Raw genomic sequence first — 17,737 nt, 5'->3', positions numbered from 1 at the left:
GCTCCACGTCGATCAGGGGACGGCGTGTAACCTACCGTGCCTCCGACCGGTCACGCTCAGTGTTTGCAACCTCAAGGGCCAGGGTCACCCAGGAGGCCGCACTTGGACGAAACGTTCGTCAACCCCTACACGTTCGTGCCGCTACCGGCGCATCCGCCAAAACGCGGCGAGCCACATGGTCACCTGGGCAAACCCGAACTGCTGTCCGGGAAACTGACCATCACCATCGAAGCGGTAACCCGGCTGCTCATCCGTGGGTTCGGCGAATCCGCTCTGCCCAGGCGCCCGGACGGCACCGCGTTCATACCGGGCTCGTCGCTCAAGGGTGCCACCCGGGCGTTGCACGAAACCCTGACCGGCAGTTGTCTGCGCGTGCTCGACGAGGATTTCGTCCCGTCGTACCGGGACCAGGTGGAATCCGGGGTAGATCGTCTGCTTGCTGTGGTCGAAGTACCGCCGCAGGATGGACGACCACCAGAAGTGCGCTTCTGCGCGCCCGGCGATATGCGCAACGATCGCCTCGACCAGGAGCTGCTGCACGACCTGAACAGCGCGGACCCGCTGATATCCGGAGCGCGGCTGAACGTGAAAGAGCGGGGTTCGCACGGCCGCCCGATCGACGTCGAGCGCGCCAAAGATGGCGAGTGGGTGGTCTTCATCCGCGATTCGCGGGAGGACGAGCAGACCTACCGCGCCCACATCCGCAAGCTCACCGGGGAAACCGGCGCGATCCCAGTGGAGGTCTGGGACCGTTTCAAAGCGCTGGTGCAGGGCACGGATGACCAACGCACCAAGCAGCGCGAAGAGCGCGGCGACGAGGTCACCGCGCCAGTGACGATCAGACGCAAGGCCAAGAACGGTCCCGAGCAGATCTTCGAAGTCGGGCACCGCTATCGAGCCAGTCCTGACCTGCGCCAAGGCCAGCCGGTGTGGGTAAAGCGCAACAGGTACGGCATAACCGAACTGGGCCTTGCCATGGCTTGGCGGCACTTCGGCGCGACTTCCGCCGGAGAACGCGCTGGCAAGTTCAAGCCATGCACGTCGAACCACGAGTTGTGCCCGAGCTGCCGCCTGTTCGGGTCCGCAGATCTGTCCGGTCCGAAGGACGCCGCAGCGCAGCGTTCCTACCAGGGACACGTGCGATTCGGGGACGCTCTGACGAACGGTCCGGTGACGTCCGAGCACGTCACGCTCCCACCAATGGGTGCACCGCGACCTGGCGCCGGGCAGTTCTACCTGGACAACACCAGCGTTGACGGAACCATCGCGAGCAAGGGGAACCCGCCGCTGCGCGAGTGGGGTTCGGAAGCAGATCTCCAGAAAGGACGCGGGAGTCGACAGCTGCGGGGCCGGAAGTACTACTGGCACACACCGGAACCGAACGGCCGCGAGAAGGCCCGCAAGCACCAGCTCGACGGGGAAATGAGCTCCAAAGCCGCAACGTTCCCCGCAAACACCCGCCTCACCGCTGACATCACCTTCACCGACATCGACCGGGTGCAGCTCGGTGGGTTGCTCGCCGCGCTTCGACCGGGGCGGGCGCTGCAGCGGGACGGGCTGTTGCAGCACATCGGCGGCGGTCGACCGTTGGGTTTCGGAAGTTGCCGGATCACCGTGGTTGCGGCCGAGATCCAGTCGTCCGGTGCGCGTTACGGCAACGGCTCGGCATCGTTGGCCCTCGACCAGCTGACACTGTTGATCGACGAGTTTCGCGCATCGCTGGGAGATCTACCCCGCACGCTGTGGTCGCAGATCGCGGACATCCTGCACCCGAACACCGTGGACGCTTCGAAGGTCTGGTACCCGCCGGGCGAGCCGTGGGCTGCGAAGGGCACGGAGCAGTTCGACGAGGGTTTCGAGTTCTGGAAGCAGACCTCGGGCCAAGGCGGGGCCGAACGCCGGGGCAAGGATGGCAAACCCACCGGTCAGCAGGGCGGGTACCCGCTCAAGTCGCTGCCGCATCTGACCAGATCGTCCAACCATGAAATGGAGATCGCCAGTAAGAAGGACAAGCCCGAGGGAAAGGGCCGGTCGTGACCGACTACCTCGACGTCAGCGTCGTGCAGATCCAGTCGTGGCTGACTCGCACACCGCAACTTCAGGGCCGACGCGGTGCCTCCACCATGATCTCGGCCGCCACCGCGCCCGATGTCGTCGACAAGCTGCTCGTGCCACATTCGGACCTGGTCAAGCGGAACGACGAAGTCGGCGACGTGGACGGCGTGGTCGCCCTCCAACTGCTGACTCCCGAACCGGATGCGGCGAAGCAGGTGAAGAACGCCGTCGTTGCGCACCTGCGCGCGAAGTTGCCCACCGCTTCGCTGGTTGTTCGGAAGACCAGCGGCAAGAACTACGCCGACGCGCAGCTGCAGACCTCCGAACCGGACGATGAGCATTGGCCAGCCGCGGTTGCCGACTGGCCGGTTGGACGACCTTGCGAATGGTGCCACGTTCAGCCCGCGGATCCGGTCCAGCAGGATCGCGAGCGGAAGCGACTCTGCCGCGAATGCGTGATGCGGCGTGAAGCGGCTGGTTGGGCGAAAAGCGGCACGCGAGTGCCCCGCCAGGAGAAAGAGCTTCTCATCAGGCTGGCCCCGCCACCGGGCAAGAAGGTGCCGGACGAGTTCAAAGACCTCGCCGCTCTGGAGGAGGAGCGGTCGCTCGCGTTGGTCTACGCCGACGGCAATGCCGTCGGCAGGTTCATCAGCGACCTTCACAGGGTGGGCAACAAGCGGGGGCGCAAGCTGCTGCAAAGGGTTGCCAAGGAGATCGACGAAGCCACCTGGACCGCGCTGGTGAAGGCAGTCGAGGCGATCTCGGATGCTGACGACCACCTCCTACCAGTCGTTCCGCACCTGGTGGGCGGCGATGACGTGCTGGTCAGCGTGCCCGCTCGCCGCGCTTGGCGATTCGTGATGACGCTGCAATCGACCTTCGCCGAGCGGATCGCGGCACAGGCCAGCGGCGCTGGTGCGCAGCTTCCGACGCTGTCAGCGGGGGTTGTTTTCCACCACTACGCCAGGCCGTTGCATGTGATGTGCGATCTCGCCAAAACATTGTTGCGACGTGCGAAGGAGTCCGTTCAAGGCAACGAGGCGGCAATCGCGTGGCAGGACGTGACCCGTGACGGGCAGACTCCGACCGATCGTGATCCCGTGCGGCTCGCTGATCTGCTGGCGAAGCAGGCCGACTTGAGCAGACTCGCCGAACGCGGCAACTCGGCGCAGCAACGCCTAGCCGAGCTTATCCGGGTGAACGGCGTGGAGTCCGAGCCGCTGCAGACCCACCTCCAACGGCTCGGCCTCGGCGAAGTCGTCTCGCCATTCCGCGACGGGCCGATCGAACTACTGGATGCGCTTGGGATGGTGCGGTGGTGGCGATGACCAAGCTCGACTTCGAGATCACCTTCCACACCCCATTCCGGGTCGCGCTGGGGGAAGGTTCTGCCGGAGTGCACGACACCGTCAGCAGGGACGACCCGCTGCCCTCCCACGGAATCAAGGGTGTCATGCGGGCGACGGCGAAACTCCTGTTGGGCAAGGAAAACCCGGTGGTCGCGGAGGTCTTCGGCTCCGACTACGCGCCGTCCCCATGGCGCTGGAGTTCCGCGACACCGCAAGAACGTTGGTACCCGGCGCAGCCAACGGCCCGCGTGAACATCGACCCCGACACGCACACCGCCCGCGACGACATGCTCTCCATCACCGAGCAGACCGGTGCGGCCACCGCCACGTTCAACGTGACCCAGTTCGGCCACGTCACGGATCTTGCCGCGCACCAGGCAGTTCTCGTCGTCGCCGCGCAGGCCACCCGATCGCTGGGGGCGCTGCGGCGGCGCGGGCTTGGCTGGGTGGGCATCCGGTGCACCAGCCACGAAACCGACGAAGCCACCGTCCGCCGATTCCTCCAGTTGAGGCCATGACCGATACCGCACTGGTAACCGCCACCCTCGCCGAGCCGGTTGCGGCAGTTCGCGACCTCCGCAACGACTACCGCCAGGAATCCTACGACCACATCCCCGGCACTGTCGTGCGGGGTGCGCTGGCCGCGACGTGGATCCGGCACCACAGGCCGCCAAAGCAGGACGACGTGACTTTCCTCGAAATCTTCGAGAGCGACGGTACGTTCGGACCGCTGCATTCGCACAACAGCCTGCCGGTCCCGCTCAGCGTCAAGGTGCACAAATACCGCCCAGGTGCCACTTGTACCCAACTCTGGTGGGACACCGCAACGGGCTCGAAAGACGATTTCTGCCCGAGCTGCAAGCAAAAGCTCGAATTCAGCAAGGGCGATCCGACAGGGCAGGTTCAGCGCAGCCAGCGGACACACGTAGCTCTCGACGAGGAAGGCGTGGCGGTGGACGGAAGCCTGTACAGGCAGAACAGCATCGCCGCGGGCAACGTGTTCGCGGGCTGGCTGTCCGGTCCGGCGGTTCGCGCGCTGACCATCGATGGCGCGCTCGTCGACACGTTGATCTTCGGAGGAAAGCAGAGCGTGCAGGGGCGCGCTGAGATCGCGGTCGACTTCGCCGCCGAACCCGAGCCGGTCAAGGTCGACGGCGACACTGTGATCTTGTACCTCGCTGCTCCGGGCGTTTTCGTCGATGCGTTCGGGTTGCCGAGCGACGAGCCGGATCTTTGTGAGCTATCAGGGGTATTGGGCGTCAAAGCACTGGAAGTGACGCGGAAACGAGTGCGCTGGACCAGTGTCGGCGGCTGGCACCAGGCCAGTGGCCTGCCGAAATCGACCGAGCGCGCGGTGCAGGCCGGGTCGGTCTACCAGATCCGCTGCGCCGAAGCACCGGCCGAGGATGCGCGGCGAGCGCTGATGGCGCGCGGTGTCGGCTTGCGACGGCGGGAAGGCTTCGGCGCGCTCTACCTGCCCCAAGAGCCGTTCACGCGCCACCGGTGGAAGGGACTGCTGGCCCCGATGCGGGGTGATTGGAAGACATTCCAAGCACAACTTCCGCTGCTTCGCGCCCGTGTCGCCGCGTTACGCAATGGCATCCGTGATGACGCGCCGTACCAGGAACGACTCGAAGTGGGCGACCGGTATGCCACCGCGCTGCGGGAGCTGTTGAGCATCACCGATCCTGGGCTCGTCAGCGATCTGCTGGACGACTTGGAGGCCGGGAAGTGAAGGTCACCCTGTTCACGCTGCGGCTTCGCATGGAAACCGCGGGAGGTGTCGCGGGCACCGAGGTCGTGACGGCCGAGGGCAGCACGCTGAAACTGCGCCTCGCCCCGGACGGAACCGTTCACCTGCCCGGAACGACTGTCGCCGGGAGTCTGCGCGCGCACTGCGGGCCGGAACTGGCGGACCTGTTCGGCGCGGAATCGAAGGCTTCACCGATCCAGGTACTCGGCACGGTGTACCACGAAGCAGGAGAGCCGGTCCCGCACGCTCGGACGGCAATCGACCGCAAACGCGGTGCCGCCAGGACGAACACCTACCACGTGGTCGAGCAACTGCGGGCGGGGACCGAGTTCGAAATCATGCTGCGCTGGAACAACCCGGAACCCGCACGGCGCGAGGCTTTCCTGCGTGAACTCAAATCCTGGCACCCCCGGCTGGGGCGCGGTGTCAGCCACGGCTCCGGCAAGTGCAAGCTCATCGGGTGGGGTGCCGCCGACTACGACCTGGACACGCCGGACGGGTTGCTCGACTGGATCCGGCACACCGGCCTCGACTCGTACCCGAAGCCGACGCTACCGGCGGACGACGAGCCATCAAGTGAAGTGTTCAACATCGAGATGGCCATTGTGGACGGACTGCACTGCGGCGTCGACGACGCGGAGAAGCCGGAGAAGGAGCCGCGGCGCGTTTACCGGTTGTACAAGGACGGGCCGCACGCGATTCCCGGCTCGACGCTCAAGGGGGTCCTTCGTTCCCGCGCGGAGTACGTCTGCCGCGTAGTGGGGACCGACGCCTGCACCGAGCAGGACTGCGGCAGATGCCGACCGTGCCGAATCTTCGGTTTCCGCGGCGCTCGTGGCGCGGTGGTGGTGTCCACCGCTGTCATCGAGGACGCCGAGTTCCAGGACCGACCCCATGTGGCAATCGACCGGTTCACCGGCGGCTACAAGTACGGCGCGCTCTACACCGACGAAGTCGTGGTCGCCGGGCGGTTCCGGCTACGAGTGGACCGGATCGGGAAGCTGGAAGAACGCGATGTGGCGTTGCTGCAAGCGGTTGTCACCGACCTGCACGACGGTCTGATCGGCATCGGCGAGAACACGATGGGCGGCTACGGGACGGTTCGGGTTCTTGATCCGGACTGGCGGCGTCCGGTGCTGACCGACCTGGCCGATCTGCTCCGGAAGGAAGCTGCATGACCTGGTTCCTGCACGGCACCGGCCAGCGAACGGCCTCCGAGTGGTCGATGCTCCAGTCGTTCGCGGCCGGTTGGGAGGCGAGTTGGGCGGATGTGGCGGGTTTCCACCTGGAACCGATGCCCGCGCAACGGCCGGTCACCACGCACCTGTGGGCGTGGTCGCAGAACCGTTGGCTACGCGTCAGAATCGACGGTGCTTACTGGTGGGCAGCATTGTTGAGCAGCGGTGATTCGGTTGTTGGCGAGCCGTGGACGGAACAGGAAAAGGTGCCGGAGCCGACAACCGCAGACATCCGGCACTGGCACCTGGGCAGCGACCGGCAGGCGCGGCAGTTCCGGGGCAACACCGAGATCCTGGACCGCGACGACTTCTTCCAACTCGTCCCACTACGCCAAACCACCGCAGCGTTCATCGGCAGACACTCTTGATCCGGACACAACGTCTCCGCAGCAGCCACTGCACTCATGCCGACCGGTCTGCGAGCGGTTCAGCGAGCACTCCCCCAGGCACGAACCGCTCGCAACCCGTAACGGCAGGTCAGAGCCGCAACGACGGCGGTGTAACATCGACTACCGCAACGTGAGCGATCTCCAGATGGGACTGCTCGCGAGGATCTTTGAAACCCCAGGCCAGAACACCCGGATTCACCAAGCCCTGTCACCGGCTCCCAGAGCCGGTCCCCATTGCGGCGTCGATGTTCGGGACGGTCTCGACATCTGCAACAGCCTGTCACCGGCTCCCAGAGCCGGTCCCCATTGCGGCTTCTTGTTGCGCGCACGGAAAGCTGCCGCTCTGGGGCTGTCACCGACTCCCAGAGCCGGTCCCCATTGCGGCTTCTCCTCCTTGGAGACCCAAGACCGTGATCCACTCCTGTCACCGGCTCCCAGAGCCGGTCCCTATTGCGGCCCGGGACAGCACGAAGAAGTCGTGAATGTGCCGTCCGGCTGTCACCGGCTCCCGGAGCCGGTCCTTGTTGCAGCTTGACCATGACCAGATATTCCTTTTAAGCGGCTCGCTTTCCGGGCTCCGAGTCCTGGCTTGGTCCTCTCTTGATCACTCTATCTAGCGATCGAATTTTTGTTCGATCAGTGGGATAGTTGTTGGTATGGAACCGATCACGCTGCTGCCATCGTCGACTGTGGAGGACATGAGTCCACAGTCGACGATGGCAGCGTGTTCGGATGCCGAGATTCGTGCGGTTATCCGTGAGACCGAGGCGGCGATGCGTGCTGCTCTGGCAACGCAGGTGCAGGCGATCGCCGAGGCCGAGCGCCGCAGCCTGTACGCGGACAGCGCTGCTCGCAAGACCGAGGTGTGGTTGCAGGAGATGTTGAACATCGCGCCCGGCGAAGCGCGCAGCCGTACGTTGGTCGCTCGCCGGGCCACGCCGCAGGCCACGCTGTATGGCGAGACGCTGCCTGCTGATCTGCCCGCCACTGCCGAGGCGATCCAGGCCGGTGCGATCACGGTGCAGCACGCCCGCGTCATCATCGACGGCATGGCCCGGTTGGCGCCGATCTGCACGTTCGATCAGGAAGAGCAGGCCGAAGCGATGCTCGCCGGGTACGCCACCGAATTCCCGCCGCACCACCTCGCCAGGCTCGCCGAGCGGCTGCGCTACCACTTCGACCAGGACGGCGCATTCCGCGAGGAAGAAACCCAGCACAAGATCCGCGAACTGCACTACGGCTCGGCGGCCGACGGCATGCTGTTCATCAAGGCGCGGCTGGACCGCGAAACCGGCGCGAAGTTCAAGGCCGCGATCGAACCCCTCGCCACCCCGCGCCCCGCGGAAGACGGGACACCTGACCCGCGAACCGCCGCCCAGCGCAATGCCGATGCATTCGACGCGATGCTGGACATCACGCTGCGCTCCGACCGCCTGCCCCGCGCGGGAGGCCAACGCCCGCACCTGGCGATCACCATCGACTTCGACGACCTCAAACGCGGCCTGGTCTCCCCCGGCCGCGACGGCCTGCCCGGCACCATCACCACGACCGACCAACCCATCACGGCCGACAACGCCCGTCGCCTGGCGTGCGACGCCGAGATCCTTCCGGTGCTGCTGGGCAGCGACGGGGCACCGCTGGACGTCGGACGCGCCGAGCGCACCGCGCCCGCGCACATCCGAGCGGCGCTGCTGCAACGAGACGACACTTGCGCCTTCCCCAGCTGCGACCGCCCGCCCGGCACGCCCGACGCTCACCACATCGTCTCGTGGATCGACGGAGGCCCCACCAACCTGAACAACATGGTCATGCTCTGCGGCCACCACCACCGAGCAATCCACAACCAGCACTGGCAGATCAAGATCGAGCAAAACCGCCCGATCTTCATCCCACCGTCCTCAGTAGACCCAACCCGAAAACCACGACCAGGCGGCCGACCACGCCACCAAGAGCACCACACCATCCTCCGCCAGACGATCCCACCACCACGCCAACCGGAGGCCACCCCCGCACGCCCATAGGCTGGCGCGGCAGAACCGCGTCCGTGCCCGCACCAGCACCACCCGCGCTCGTACCGCGAGCGGTCCAGTGCGAACACCTCCAGGCACGAACCGCTCGCAATCCAAAACAGCAGGTCAGAAGGCATATGGCACAGGTGTAAGATCGATGAACAGCACGCAAGCGATCTCCAAACGGAACCGCTCGCAACGATCTTTGAAACCCCAGGTCAAGGACACCAAATTCGCCGAGCCCTGTCACCGACTCCCAGAGCCGGTCCCCATTGCGGCATCGAAGTCGATGTGCTGCCTGACTCCCCGGTCCGACCTGTCACCGGCTCCCAGAGCCGGTCCCCATTGCGGCCAGCGCGTGTGCGGACCTGGTTGAAGGTGCGTTTGCCGCTGTCACCGGCTCCCAAAGCCGGTCCCCATTGCGGCCCCCAACCCTCGAAGTCCTTGCCGCGCTTGATGCTGCTGTCACCGGCTCCCAAAGCCGGTCCTCATTGCGGCTAGGCGCCCGCAGCACTCGCCCGATCCAGGTCCACACCTGTCACCGGCTCCCACAGCCGGTGCCCGCCGAGGCTGAACGAATATGACCGCTGCTTGGCCAGCATTACCGCTTCCACCGGCGACCAGGCAGCGTTGCCCAAACAGTGGGGCGGGCCACCCGTGGCTGGTGGCCCGCCCCACTGTTCGTATCCGTCAGATCAGATGTCGAACCTGCCGTCTTGCACTCGGGTCAAGAAGGTCGCGAACGCCTTCGCTTCGATGCTCAGAACCGGGCTGTCCGCGCCGAGCTTGGTATCCCGGATACCGATGTGACCCGGTGCGAACCCGACCTCAACGCAGTTGCCCTGTGCCTGCGAGCTGCGCGCGGCCTTGCGCCAACCGGTGAAGTGGATCATCTCCAGGTGCCCTCTTTCTCGCGCCTTACACCGAACCGATCCTAGCTCTTGGCCAGTTCTGAAAGGAATGCGCGAGATTCCACGGGGTCGAGAGCCGCACCGACGAGAGCGGTCCACAGCTCGTAGTAGTCGTTCACCACACGTTGATCGTCCACGTACTTGCCGTCGTGGAATTCCTCGATGTACACGAACTCCAGAGGACCTGAGTTGCCGGGCGAGTCGACTCGGTAGGTCGTGAAGTTGAAGTTGACCTGGGCTGGCGTACGGGCGTCAAAGGGCAGGACTTGGAGTTGAACGTTCGGCAGCGCCGCAACGTCCGCCAGGTGCTCCAGTTGCAACCTCATGATCTGCTCGTCGCCAATGGTCCTGCGAACCGCTGATTCGGAGAGAACGAAGCCCAGCTGGGGCGCGTCCCTCTTCTTCACAACACGCTGCCGATCCAATCTCGCTCGTACAGCGTCCTCAATAGACTGATCGACGGTCCTAACCCGCTGGGTTGTGAACAGCGCGCGGATGTAGTCCTCGATCTGCAAGAGCCCCGGAAGGATCTCGGTGGCGTAGTTGTTGATCCCTGCCGCGTCTTCCTCAAGATCTACTGCCATGCGGAAGAACTTGGCGTAAACAGACCTGTACCCGCTCCAGCGCCCCCGCTGCTGACTGCCTTTGGCTTGGTCCATGTACCAGTCGACATCGACCGTGCGGCGATTGTTCTGCGACGCGTAGAAGCTGACGAGCGCATGAAGATCGCGCTTGGTCAGCCCAGTCTGGCCCAGCTCGACCCTGGAGATCGTGCTGTCCGTGCGGCGGATCGCCTCGGCGGCTTCTTCCAGGCTGCACTCGGCCTCTTCCCGAAGGTGCCGAAGTTCGTGCCCCAGCAGTAGTCGGCGAACTGTAGGTGTCGGCATGGCGATCAGCCTTTCACGTGCGCGATGCCTCGAAGAACGAGATCACTCGATGGTGATCTAGCTTCGATGGGATCCCAACGGTAGCTTGATCTGTACCTAACGGGATTGCAATGAATCAGCGGGATCCCATCTAGATTTCGGTGACCCCGTGCAGCCGTTGGGTGCTGCGGGCTCGGTGGGCGTGCATGCCCCCGACCCCTCGTCCGCCGGGCCCGCTTCGAACTTCACCGCATAGAACGGATTCGACTATGACCGCAACGATTACACCGATCTCCCGAGGAAGGACGGCCGCCTTCCCCCGGCGCGTGCCGCGTCCTCGGGCGGGAGAGGTGGCGGCCGAGCTCCCGGCCCCCACCGACGGCCGCCACCCTCCCACTTCCCGTCCACCACACCGAATTCCGCCTGGCACCCTGGTCGAGGCCCGCATCCACGGCGAGCAGCTCGTGGGCCGCGTGATGCCGCACGACACGTCAACCATCGGCCGCCTGCCAATGGTGCCGGTCAAATTTGGCGAGTACTGCCGAATCCTGCTGCCCACCGATCTGTCCATCGTGGAACTCGCGGAAGCAGCGGACTGAAGCTGTCGCCCCGACGCGACGCCACCCCTCCCATGCGGCGCGCGGCGACACAGCGGGGCCGGGAGCAAATCACGTGGCACCTCCCGGCCCCGCACCGACGTGTCCGGGCAGCTTCGCGCAGCGGCCGGAGGCTGCGCACAAGCGGCTGTAGTCGGCTGCGCTGCTGCGCGGTCGGCCGCGCAGCTGCGAACGGTTCGGTACCAACACCGCTAGGCACGAACCGCTCGCAGTACATAACCGCAGGTCACGGTCACAGTTGCAGCTGTGTAAGATCGGCGGACGCCTCGGGAGCGATCTCCAACCAGGACCGCTCTCGATGATCTTTGAAACCGCAGGTCAAAACACCCAAATCCACCGAGCCCTGTCACCGGCTCCCCAAGCCGGTCCCCATTGCGGCACGGAGCCCATAATTACCTCCTGGTCTTTCCTGTTGGTCTGTCACCGGCTCCCCAAGCCGGTCCCCATTGCGGCAGGACGACAGCGCGACGTCGAGCCCATCGCCCACCTCTGTCACCGGCTCCCCGAGCCGGTCCCCATCGCGGCAGAATCGGATGTACGAAGCCGTAGCTACGATCCAACTCCTGTCACCGGCTTTCCGAGCTGGTTCCCATCGCGGCACCGGGATCGGCGGGCGGTGACGTCTCCAACAAGCTGTCGCCGCTCTTCGCGTCAGTACTGGGGCCTGCGGTTCGACGTGAAAGCGGCGTGGGCTGATGGTCCATGCCGCTTTTACGTCGGTTCGGTCGGGTGCAGAGCGCCGTCCCGGACTCGGCACACGAATGTGGCGAGCGTCAAGTCGTCGTTGCTGAAGGTCAGGTGTCCGTGCTCTGTTTCGTGTTCCGGCTACCAGTGCGTCCGGCGCGAAGCCGATCTTGGCGCCGTTGGCGTTCTGCCCGTTTGGTGCTCTGGTCAGATTCAGCGGGCGTGGGAGTTGGGCGATTTCTCGCGAAACCGGCGCTCTTCGTGGAGAGCGGGTGGCAATTTCGCGCGAAATCGGCACACCATCCACTGGCCGAGGCGTCCAATCGCCAACCGTGTCACCGGCTCTCGGCGTCGGTTCCCACAGAGCAATCGGGCCCGGACACCGTGGTATCCGAGCCCATCGATTTTTCGGTTATCGCGGCACGGCGTATAGCACGCGTTTGCCCGGGTGTTCCGTTACCGTCCAGAGTTCGTTTCGGCCCGGCCAGTACGACAGGTCCTCCACGCCGATCGCTACCGCTCGGTTCGGGCCGTCCGCTGTGAGCACTCCTGCGCCGGTCGGGTTGTCCGGGACGGCTGCTTGCATGTTGCCCGCGTTGTTTTCGCCGTTGCTGGTGCTGAGGTACCAGCGGCCTTCCGTTGCCGTCGCTCCTTGGACACGGGGTTTCGGCAGGCGGTACGCCGACTTCGCTCGCCACACCCCATCAGCGTCCGGGCTGGGCAGCCCAGTCGCGCCATCGAGGTTCCAGCGCGCCACCCGGCCGTTCAGGTTCGCATCGCCCTGGTCCGCGCAGTACTCGCCCGTCAGCAGCGTGTCCGGGGTCGTGCTGCGGTCTAGGGACACGTACGAGTAGCGCTGGCGGCCTCCGGCGGTGCACTGGTAGTCGCCGGGGTGGTCGATCACTCCCTCTGGGTTCGACCAGCCCGCTACCTGGGGCATCACGTAGCGGTAGCCGAAGCCGTAGTACACGTTGTTCTGGCGGCCCACCTGGTTCTGGTCCGTCGTGTTGCCGTTGCTCGCCGACGCCAGGTCGTAGATGTAGCGCATGTCGAACACCCGGATGCCGCGGGCCGTGTCCACCACGTACAGGTAGTTGCCGTACCAGACGATTCCGCCCGCGTGGACGCTGTCACCGGTCCCGGCCTGCGGCGTGGTGACCGGCTCGTACGACGGGTTGCCGTTGCTGTTGATGTACGGGTAGACCAGCAGCACGTGCTGGTACCTGCTGGTCGCCGGGTCCAGGAACGACACCCGGACGCCCTTCACCGGCGCGGTTCCCCGGTCGTACCAGCTGACCAGGAACGCCTGCTTGCTGCCCCACTGCTGGTCTTCCTGCGCGTCGGCGACCGTGGTGACGCCCTGGGGCATCCACTCCACGTTGCCGCCGACGGTGCCGGTGTCCTGGTCGTTGAAGCAGAACTTGCGCAGCGCCGGTCCCCGCATCGTGTCCAGCGCCGGGGAGGTGCAGGCGGCTCCGGTGCTGCCCTGGCGGTTGGCCTGCTCCAGGATGTTCTGCACCCCGAGCTTCGGCAGTTGCCCGTCCAGCTGATCGACCCGCGACTGCAGGTCGCCGCTGGTGTTGTTCAGCACGAAGTCGGCGAGGTTCGGGGCATCCGCCGGGGCCGCCGAGGCCGCCAAGACCGGTAGTGCCGCCAGCGTCGTCACCAAGGCCGCCGATATCGCCGCGGCCACCAGGTTTCGTCTGCGCACCAGGGTCTCCTTCGCGTCGGGAGCGGCGAACATCGGGAGGCTACTCGGACAACTCCGAAATTCTCCCGAAAACCGGTTCGCACCACGTTGATTTCACCTCTTTGACGGCTGGCAGCCATAGGCGCACCGCCGTGCGGCAGGCGTGCACCGCGTTCGCCGATCAGGCAATTCCCGCTGCACGGCGGGATTAAGCTGGACCGGTTCGTTGATCACGATCGAACGCCGCGTGGACAGGGGGTGCGATGCCGACCGATCCCACCGAGCTCGACGAAGCCATCGCACAGCGGTACGCGCAGCTCGCCGATGAGCTCGACGACGAAACCGCCTACCAGGTCCTGGTCGAGCTGGCCGACCTGCTGCTGCACCGCGCCCAGACCACCGGCGCGGATGTCGACGAAGTGATCGAAGTCGCCGGAGGTCTGCTGGACGCCCTCGCCGACGACTCCCCCGCTCGTGCCGCGCCGCTGTACCAGCTCGGCCTTGCCCACGCACTGCTCGGTGAGCGCGGCTCGACGGCGGAATTCCGCACCGCTGTCGGCTACCTGCGGCAACTGCGTCCGCTGCTCGACGACAGCGCGCCCGAAGTGGCGGAGATCGTGGCGCGCATCGGCCTGATCACCGCCCAACTGGTGATCAACCTGGACGCATTCGAGCACGTCGACGACGCCCTGGCCGATCTGAACACGGCCTTGGGGGTGCTGCCGGAATCGCAGCTTCGCAGCCAGGTCCGGTTCACGCGCGGGCTGATGCACCTCACCCGCTACCTGTCGGCGAGTGGCGATGAAGTCGACCACCGGACCGCCACGGTCGATCTCGGCGAAGCACTCGACGAACTGCCGGAGGGGCAAACCGCTGACGCCTGCCACATCGGTCTCGCTTTCCTGCTGCTGACCAAGGGGTTTCCCGCCGAGCTGCGGCACGGTCGCATCGATGCCGGAGTCGTCGACCGGACGTCGCTGACACTGCCCACCGACGAGCTCGCCGAAGTACGCGGCCACCTCGACGCGCTGTCACCGGCGAGCGCCGACAGCGGTGCGATGACCACGCTCAAGGTCCTCTTCCAAGCCGCGGGCAACATCGAGGACTCGACCCGCGAGGACTGGGAAACCGCGATCAGCGAGCTCGACGACGCGGCCCGCGACTGGCCCGAGGACACCCCGGGGAAGCCGGAAATCGCCGCGCTGCAAGCGAGTTTCGCCGCCAAGATCGCTGAGATCACCGGCAGCTCGGCAGACGCCGACGCCGCGACCACCCAGATCGCCGCTGCCGCCGCCGCGTTGCCATCCGACCACCCGGTGCGCTCGCTGCTGCTCAGCGGCCTGCGCAACACGTCGGTGATGCCGGGCAAGAAGCTGTCGGATCTCGACCCGGTCCAGCAGACCTCCGTCGTCCGACGGCTTGAGCAGGCGTTGGAGTACTTCCCGGACGACGATCCGGACCGGGCCGCGGTGCTCACGCCGTTGGCGTCGGCGCTGCTGGCGTCGGTCGCGGGCGACCGCGCGCAGTCGCCGGAATCCCTGGCCAGGATCCGGGAACTCACCGAGCAGGCCATTCGGCGCGGCTCCGCCGACCCGGTCAACACCGGGATCAACCACTTCCTGCTCGGGGTCGCAGCCGGCTTCCAGGCGATCACCGACCGCGCCAAGGACCTGTTGGACTCCTCGATGACGCACGTGCGGCGCGCGGACGAGCTGTTGCCCGCCGACCACAACCTGCGGCCGCTGCTGATGCCGTGGCTGAGCACCATGCTCACCCAGCGGTTCATGGCCTACGGCGGCCAGGAAGACCTGGATGCGGCCCGGTACTACGCGGCGGGTTCCGATGCCCACGACTTCGTCGCGCGCTTCACCGCGGCGGTGAGCCGGATTTCCCCGCACCAGTACGACTCCAGCACGGTGGACCAGGCAATCGCCGACCTGGCAGACATGCTGGCCGAAATGTCGCCGACCGACGTGCTGCGGCCCCGGGTGGCCAGCACCCTGGGCTCGTTTCGGCTGCTGCGCAGCATGCTGAGCGGCAACGAGTTCAGCCTGGACGGGGTCGACCACGACGAGGCCCGCAGTGCGACCGCCGCCGTCCTCGACGCCGTGCACCAGATGCCCGACCACCACATCGACCAACCGAACGAGGTCCTCGGTGCCGCGATCGCCTGCGTCGGCCAGGCGCTGGCGACCAGGGATCTCACACTGCTCAACAAGGGCATCGCCATGATGGTCGAGGTCTGCGGCAAACCGGACCTGTATCCGAGGGAACGGCGAGGTGCGCTGGACGCCTTGGCGACGGCGCTGCGGACCCGCTACGAGTTCACCCGCGCCCCGCGCGATCTCAGCAACGCCATCGACCGGTTCGAGCAGGTGCTCCGCGAATTCGACCTGGAGCCCGGTGCGTTCGAGACCGCGAACCTGTTGAACTCGCTGGCCGACTGCTACTTCACCCGTGGCGACAGCGTGCGCCGGGACCAGCAGCGCGCGGTGACGACGGGGCTTGAGTCGTTGCGCGAGCGGGCCCGCAACGTGCTGCTGCAATCCAGTGCGCACCGCGCCTTGGAGACCGCGACCACGGCGACCGGCGAGGCCGCCGAGGTGAGCCGCTGGTGCCTCGCCGCCGGGCAGCCGGAGGCCGCGGTGCAGGCGCTGGAGTTGGGGCGCGGCATGGTGCTGCACGCCGCCACGGTCGAGGCGAACATCCCGACCCTGCTGCGGGACAACGGCCGCGCCGAACTGGCCGACCGGTGGGAATCCGAGGTGGGGCAACAACAACCGTGGGACGTCGGTGGCGATGCGGCGGTGCGCGTGGCGGATGCCGCGCTGCCCAGCGACCTGCGGTACCGGGTGCTCGAAGCGTTCGAAGGCACCGTCGCCGAGGCGCAACTGCTGTCGCCGCCGCCCGTCGCGGACATCGCCGCCGGGTTGCGCGCCGCGCGGACCCAGGCCCTGGTCTACCTGCTGCCCGGTGTGGCGGTGCTGGTCACCGCCGACGGGCGGGTCGAGCGGGTGGAGTCGCCGCAGCTCACCGAAGACGGCCCGGTCGCCGGGTTCGACCGGCTGCAGCGCGAACGAGCCCGCCGCGGCGATGCCGTCGACGAGCAGTGGCGGCCCGCGCTGGAAGGCGTGTGCGACTGGGCGTGGACGGCGGTGCTGAACCCGGTGCTGGACCTGGTCGCCGCCGGTTCCCGCGAACGCCCGCTGCGGATCGTGTTGGTGCCGGTGGGAAAGCTGGGCACCGTGCCGTGGCACGCCGCGCGGCGGCGGGTGCCCGGCGGCGGAGTGCGGTACGTCTGCCAGGACGCGATCATCTGCTACGCCGCGTCGGCCCGGCAGTTCGTCGAAGCCGGGCGGCGCGAGACGCGTTCGTGGGACAGCGAACCGGTGCTGGTGCGGATGCCGGAGCTGCACTGGAGCCGCCACGAGATGGGCTACATCCACGACGCGTACTACCGCAACGGCTCCTACCTGGGCAAACCGCCAGATCCCAAGCGCCGCACCCGGCGTCGTGAGCCGCTGCCGAAACCGGCGGAGGTGCTCGCGCAGCTGCCCACCGCCTCGCTGCTGCACCTGGCCTGCCACGCCACCCCGGCGGAACTGCCGACCGAATCGGCGCTGCTGCTCGGTTCCGGGGAAGTGCTGCCGGTGCAGGACATCCTGCGGCAGGCGCGGGACCGGCCGCGCGACGCAGCCGGTGCGCTGGTCGTGCTCGCCGCCTGCGCCAGCGACCTCACCGACCGGCAGTACGACGAGGTGCTGACGCTGTCCACCGCGTTCCTCGCCGCGGGCGCCGCCGCCGTGGTGGGCACCCGTTGGGAAGTCCTCGACCTGCCCACCGCGATGTTCATGATCGTGTTCCACCACTACCTCAACACCGGCTACCAGGACCCGGCGAACGCGTTGCGGGCCGCGCAACTCTGGATGCTCGACCCGCGTCGCCGCCCGCTACCCGACATCCCGGAAGAACTCGCCGCGTTCTTCGCCGAAATCGACCCCGCCGCACCCGTGCACTGGGCAGCATTCACCTACCAGGGCCGGTGAACCCGATCGGAAGGAAGCTGAATGATCGTGTGAAGACGCTTGGACAACGGTCGGTGGCGCTGTCGGTTGGACGGTCCGCGCCAGCTCTGAATCAGTGATCAGAGCGTGCAGAACGACGGGCCGTCATTCC

Annotated in this window: 12 protein-coding genes; 9 read left to right on the top strand and 3 right to left on the bottom strand. The window is 66.6% G+C overall.

All coding sequences use genetic code 11. The features are described 5' to 3' along the window. The first annotated feature begins 102 nt into the window (after window positions 1–102). From ACTWQN_RS34465 to ACTWQN_RS34435, 7 genes are all read left to right on the top strand, one after another. A complete protein-coding gene (locus ACTWQN_RS34465) occupies window positions 103–2,037 on the top strand; it encodes a TIGR03986 family type III CRISPR-associated RAMP protein (RefSeq protein WP_443207849.1) in 1,935 nt (644 codons plus the stop codon). Then, complete coding sequence (locus tag ACTWQN_RS34460) at window positions 2,034–3,383, top strand: Cas10/Cmr2 second palm domain-containing protein (protein WP_443207848.1); 1,350 nt, start codon at window positions 2,034–2,036, stop codon at window positions 3,381–3,383. The genes ACTWQN_RS34465 and ACTWQN_RS34460 overlap by 4 nt, the downstream gene beginning before the upstream one ends. Continuing rightward, window positions 3,380–3,922: an RAMP superfamily CRISPR-associated protein gene (locus ACTWQN_RS34455; RefSeq protein ID WP_443207847.1), complete on the top strand. Its 543-nt coding sequence runs from the start codon at window positions 3,380–3,382 to the stop codon at window positions 3,920–3,922. The genes ACTWQN_RS34460 and ACTWQN_RS34455 overlap by 4 nt, the downstream gene beginning before the upstream one ends. Continuing rightward, complete coding sequence (locus ACTWQN_RS34450; protein ID WP_443207846.1) at window positions 3,919–5,139, top strand: type III-B CRISPR module-associated Cmr3 family protein; 1,221 nt, start codon at window positions 3,919–3,921, stop codon at window positions 5,137–5,139. Before ACTWQN_RS34455 ends, ACTWQN_RS34450 begins: the two co-directional genes overlap by 4 nt. Further along, on the top strand, window positions 5,136–6,335 hold the full coding sequence (locus tag ACTWQN_RS34445) for an RAMP superfamily CRISPR-associated protein (protein ID WP_443207845.1): 1,200 nt from the start codon (window positions 5,136–5,138) through the stop codon (window positions 6,333–6,335). The genes ACTWQN_RS34450 and ACTWQN_RS34445 overlap by 4 nt, the downstream gene beginning before the upstream one ends. Beyond that, complete coding sequence (locus tag ACTWQN_RS34440; RefSeq protein ID WP_443207844.1) at window positions 6,332–6,763, top strand: hypothetical protein; 432 nt, start codon at window positions 6,332–6,334, stop codon at window positions 6,761–6,763. Before ACTWQN_RS34445 ends, ACTWQN_RS34440 begins: the two co-directional genes overlap by 4 nt. 677 nt (window positions 6,764–7,440) lie before the next feature. Further along, window positions 7,441–8,805: an HNH endonuclease signature motif containing protein gene (locus ACTWQN_RS34435; protein WP_443207843.1), complete on the top strand. Its 1,365-nt coding sequence runs from the start codon at window positions 7,441–7,443 to the stop codon at window positions 8,803–8,805. Window positions 8,806–9,488: 683 nt separating this feature from the next. Here the strand turns inward: ACTWQN_RS34435 and ACTWQN_RS34430 are convergent. After that, on the bottom strand, window positions 9,489–9,686 hold the full coding sequence (locus ACTWQN_RS34430) for a DUF397 domain-containing protein (protein WP_443207842.1): 198 nt from the start codon (window positions 9,684–9,686) through the stop codon (window positions 9,489–9,491). 41 nt (window positions 9,687–9,727) lie between these two features. After that, the gene (locus tag ACTWQN_RS34425) at window positions 9,728–10,591 is read right to left on the bottom strand and encodes a helix-turn-helix domain-containing protein (protein WP_443207841.1); all 864 of its coding nucleotides are present in this window, start codon (window positions 10,589–10,591) and stop codon (window positions 9,728–9,730) included. A 248-nt stretch (window positions 10,592–10,839) separates the two neighbouring features. Between ACTWQN_RS34425 and ACTWQN_RS34420 the strand changes: the two genes are divergently transcribed. Further along, entirely contained in the window at window positions 10,840–11,169 is a 330-nt protein-coding gene (locus tag ACTWQN_RS34420) for a hypothetical protein (protein WP_443207840.1), read from the top strand. A gap of 1,114 nt (window positions 11,170–12,283) precedes the next feature. Here the strand turns inward: ACTWQN_RS34420 and ACTWQN_RS34415 are convergent. Beyond that, window positions 12,284–13,582: a hypothetical protein gene (locus ACTWQN_RS34415; protein WP_443207839.1), complete on the bottom strand. Its 1,299-nt coding sequence runs from the start codon at window positions 13,580–13,582 to the stop codon at window positions 12,284–12,286. Between the two features lie 242 nt (window positions 13,583–13,824). On the opposite strand from ACTWQN_RS34415, the gene ACTWQN_RS34410 reads away from it, so the two are divergent. Then, window positions 13,825–17,607: a CHAT domain-containing protein gene (locus tag ACTWQN_RS34410; protein WP_443207838.1), complete on the top strand. Its 3,783-nt coding sequence runs from the start codon at window positions 13,825–13,827 to the stop codon at window positions 17,605–17,607. The last annotated feature ends 130 nt before the right edge of the window (window positions 17,608–17,737 follow it).

Origin of the sequence: Saccharopolyspora antiqui (genome assembly GCF_052246905.1) — a bacterium.
Classification (GTDB): domain Bacteria; phylum Actinomycetota; class Actinomycetes; order Mycobacteriales; family Pseudonocardiaceae; genus Saccharopolyspora.
This window is presented reverse-complemented; position numbering and strand designations above follow the sequence as displayed.

Coding starts and splice junctions, on each gene's coding strand:
- ACTWQN_RS34455 (WP_443207847.1), top strand. CDS start 3,380: ATGACCAAGCTCGACTTCGAGATCACCTTCCACACCCCATTCCGGGTC.
- ACTWQN_RS34450 (WP_443207846.1), top strand. CDS start 3,919: ATGACCGATACCGCACTGGTAACCGCCACCCTCGCCGAGCCGGTTGCG.
- ACTWQN_RS34440 (WP_443207844.1), top strand. CDS start 6,332: ATGACCTGGTTCCTGCACGGCACCGGCCAGCGAACGGCCTCCGAGTGG.
- ACTWQN_RS34435 (WP_443207843.1), top strand. CDS start 7,441: ATGGAACCGATCACGCTGCTGCCATCGTCGACTGTGGAGGACATGAGT.
- ACTWQN_RS34430 (WP_443207842.1), bottom strand. CDS start 9,686: ATGATCCACTTCACCGGTTGGCGCAAGGCCGCGCGCAGCTCGCAGGCA.
- ACTWQN_RS34425 (WP_443207841.1), bottom strand. CDS start 10,591: ATGCCGACACCTACAGTTCGCCGACTACTGCTGGGGCACGAACTTCGG.
- ACTWQN_RS34420 (WP_443207840.1), top strand. CDS start 10,840: ATGACCGCAACGATTACACCGATCTCCCGAGGAAGGACGGCCGCCTTC.
- ACTWQN_RS34410 (WP_443207838.1), top strand. CDS start 13,825: ATGCCGACCGATCCCACCGAGCTCGACGAAGCCATCGCACAGCGGTAC.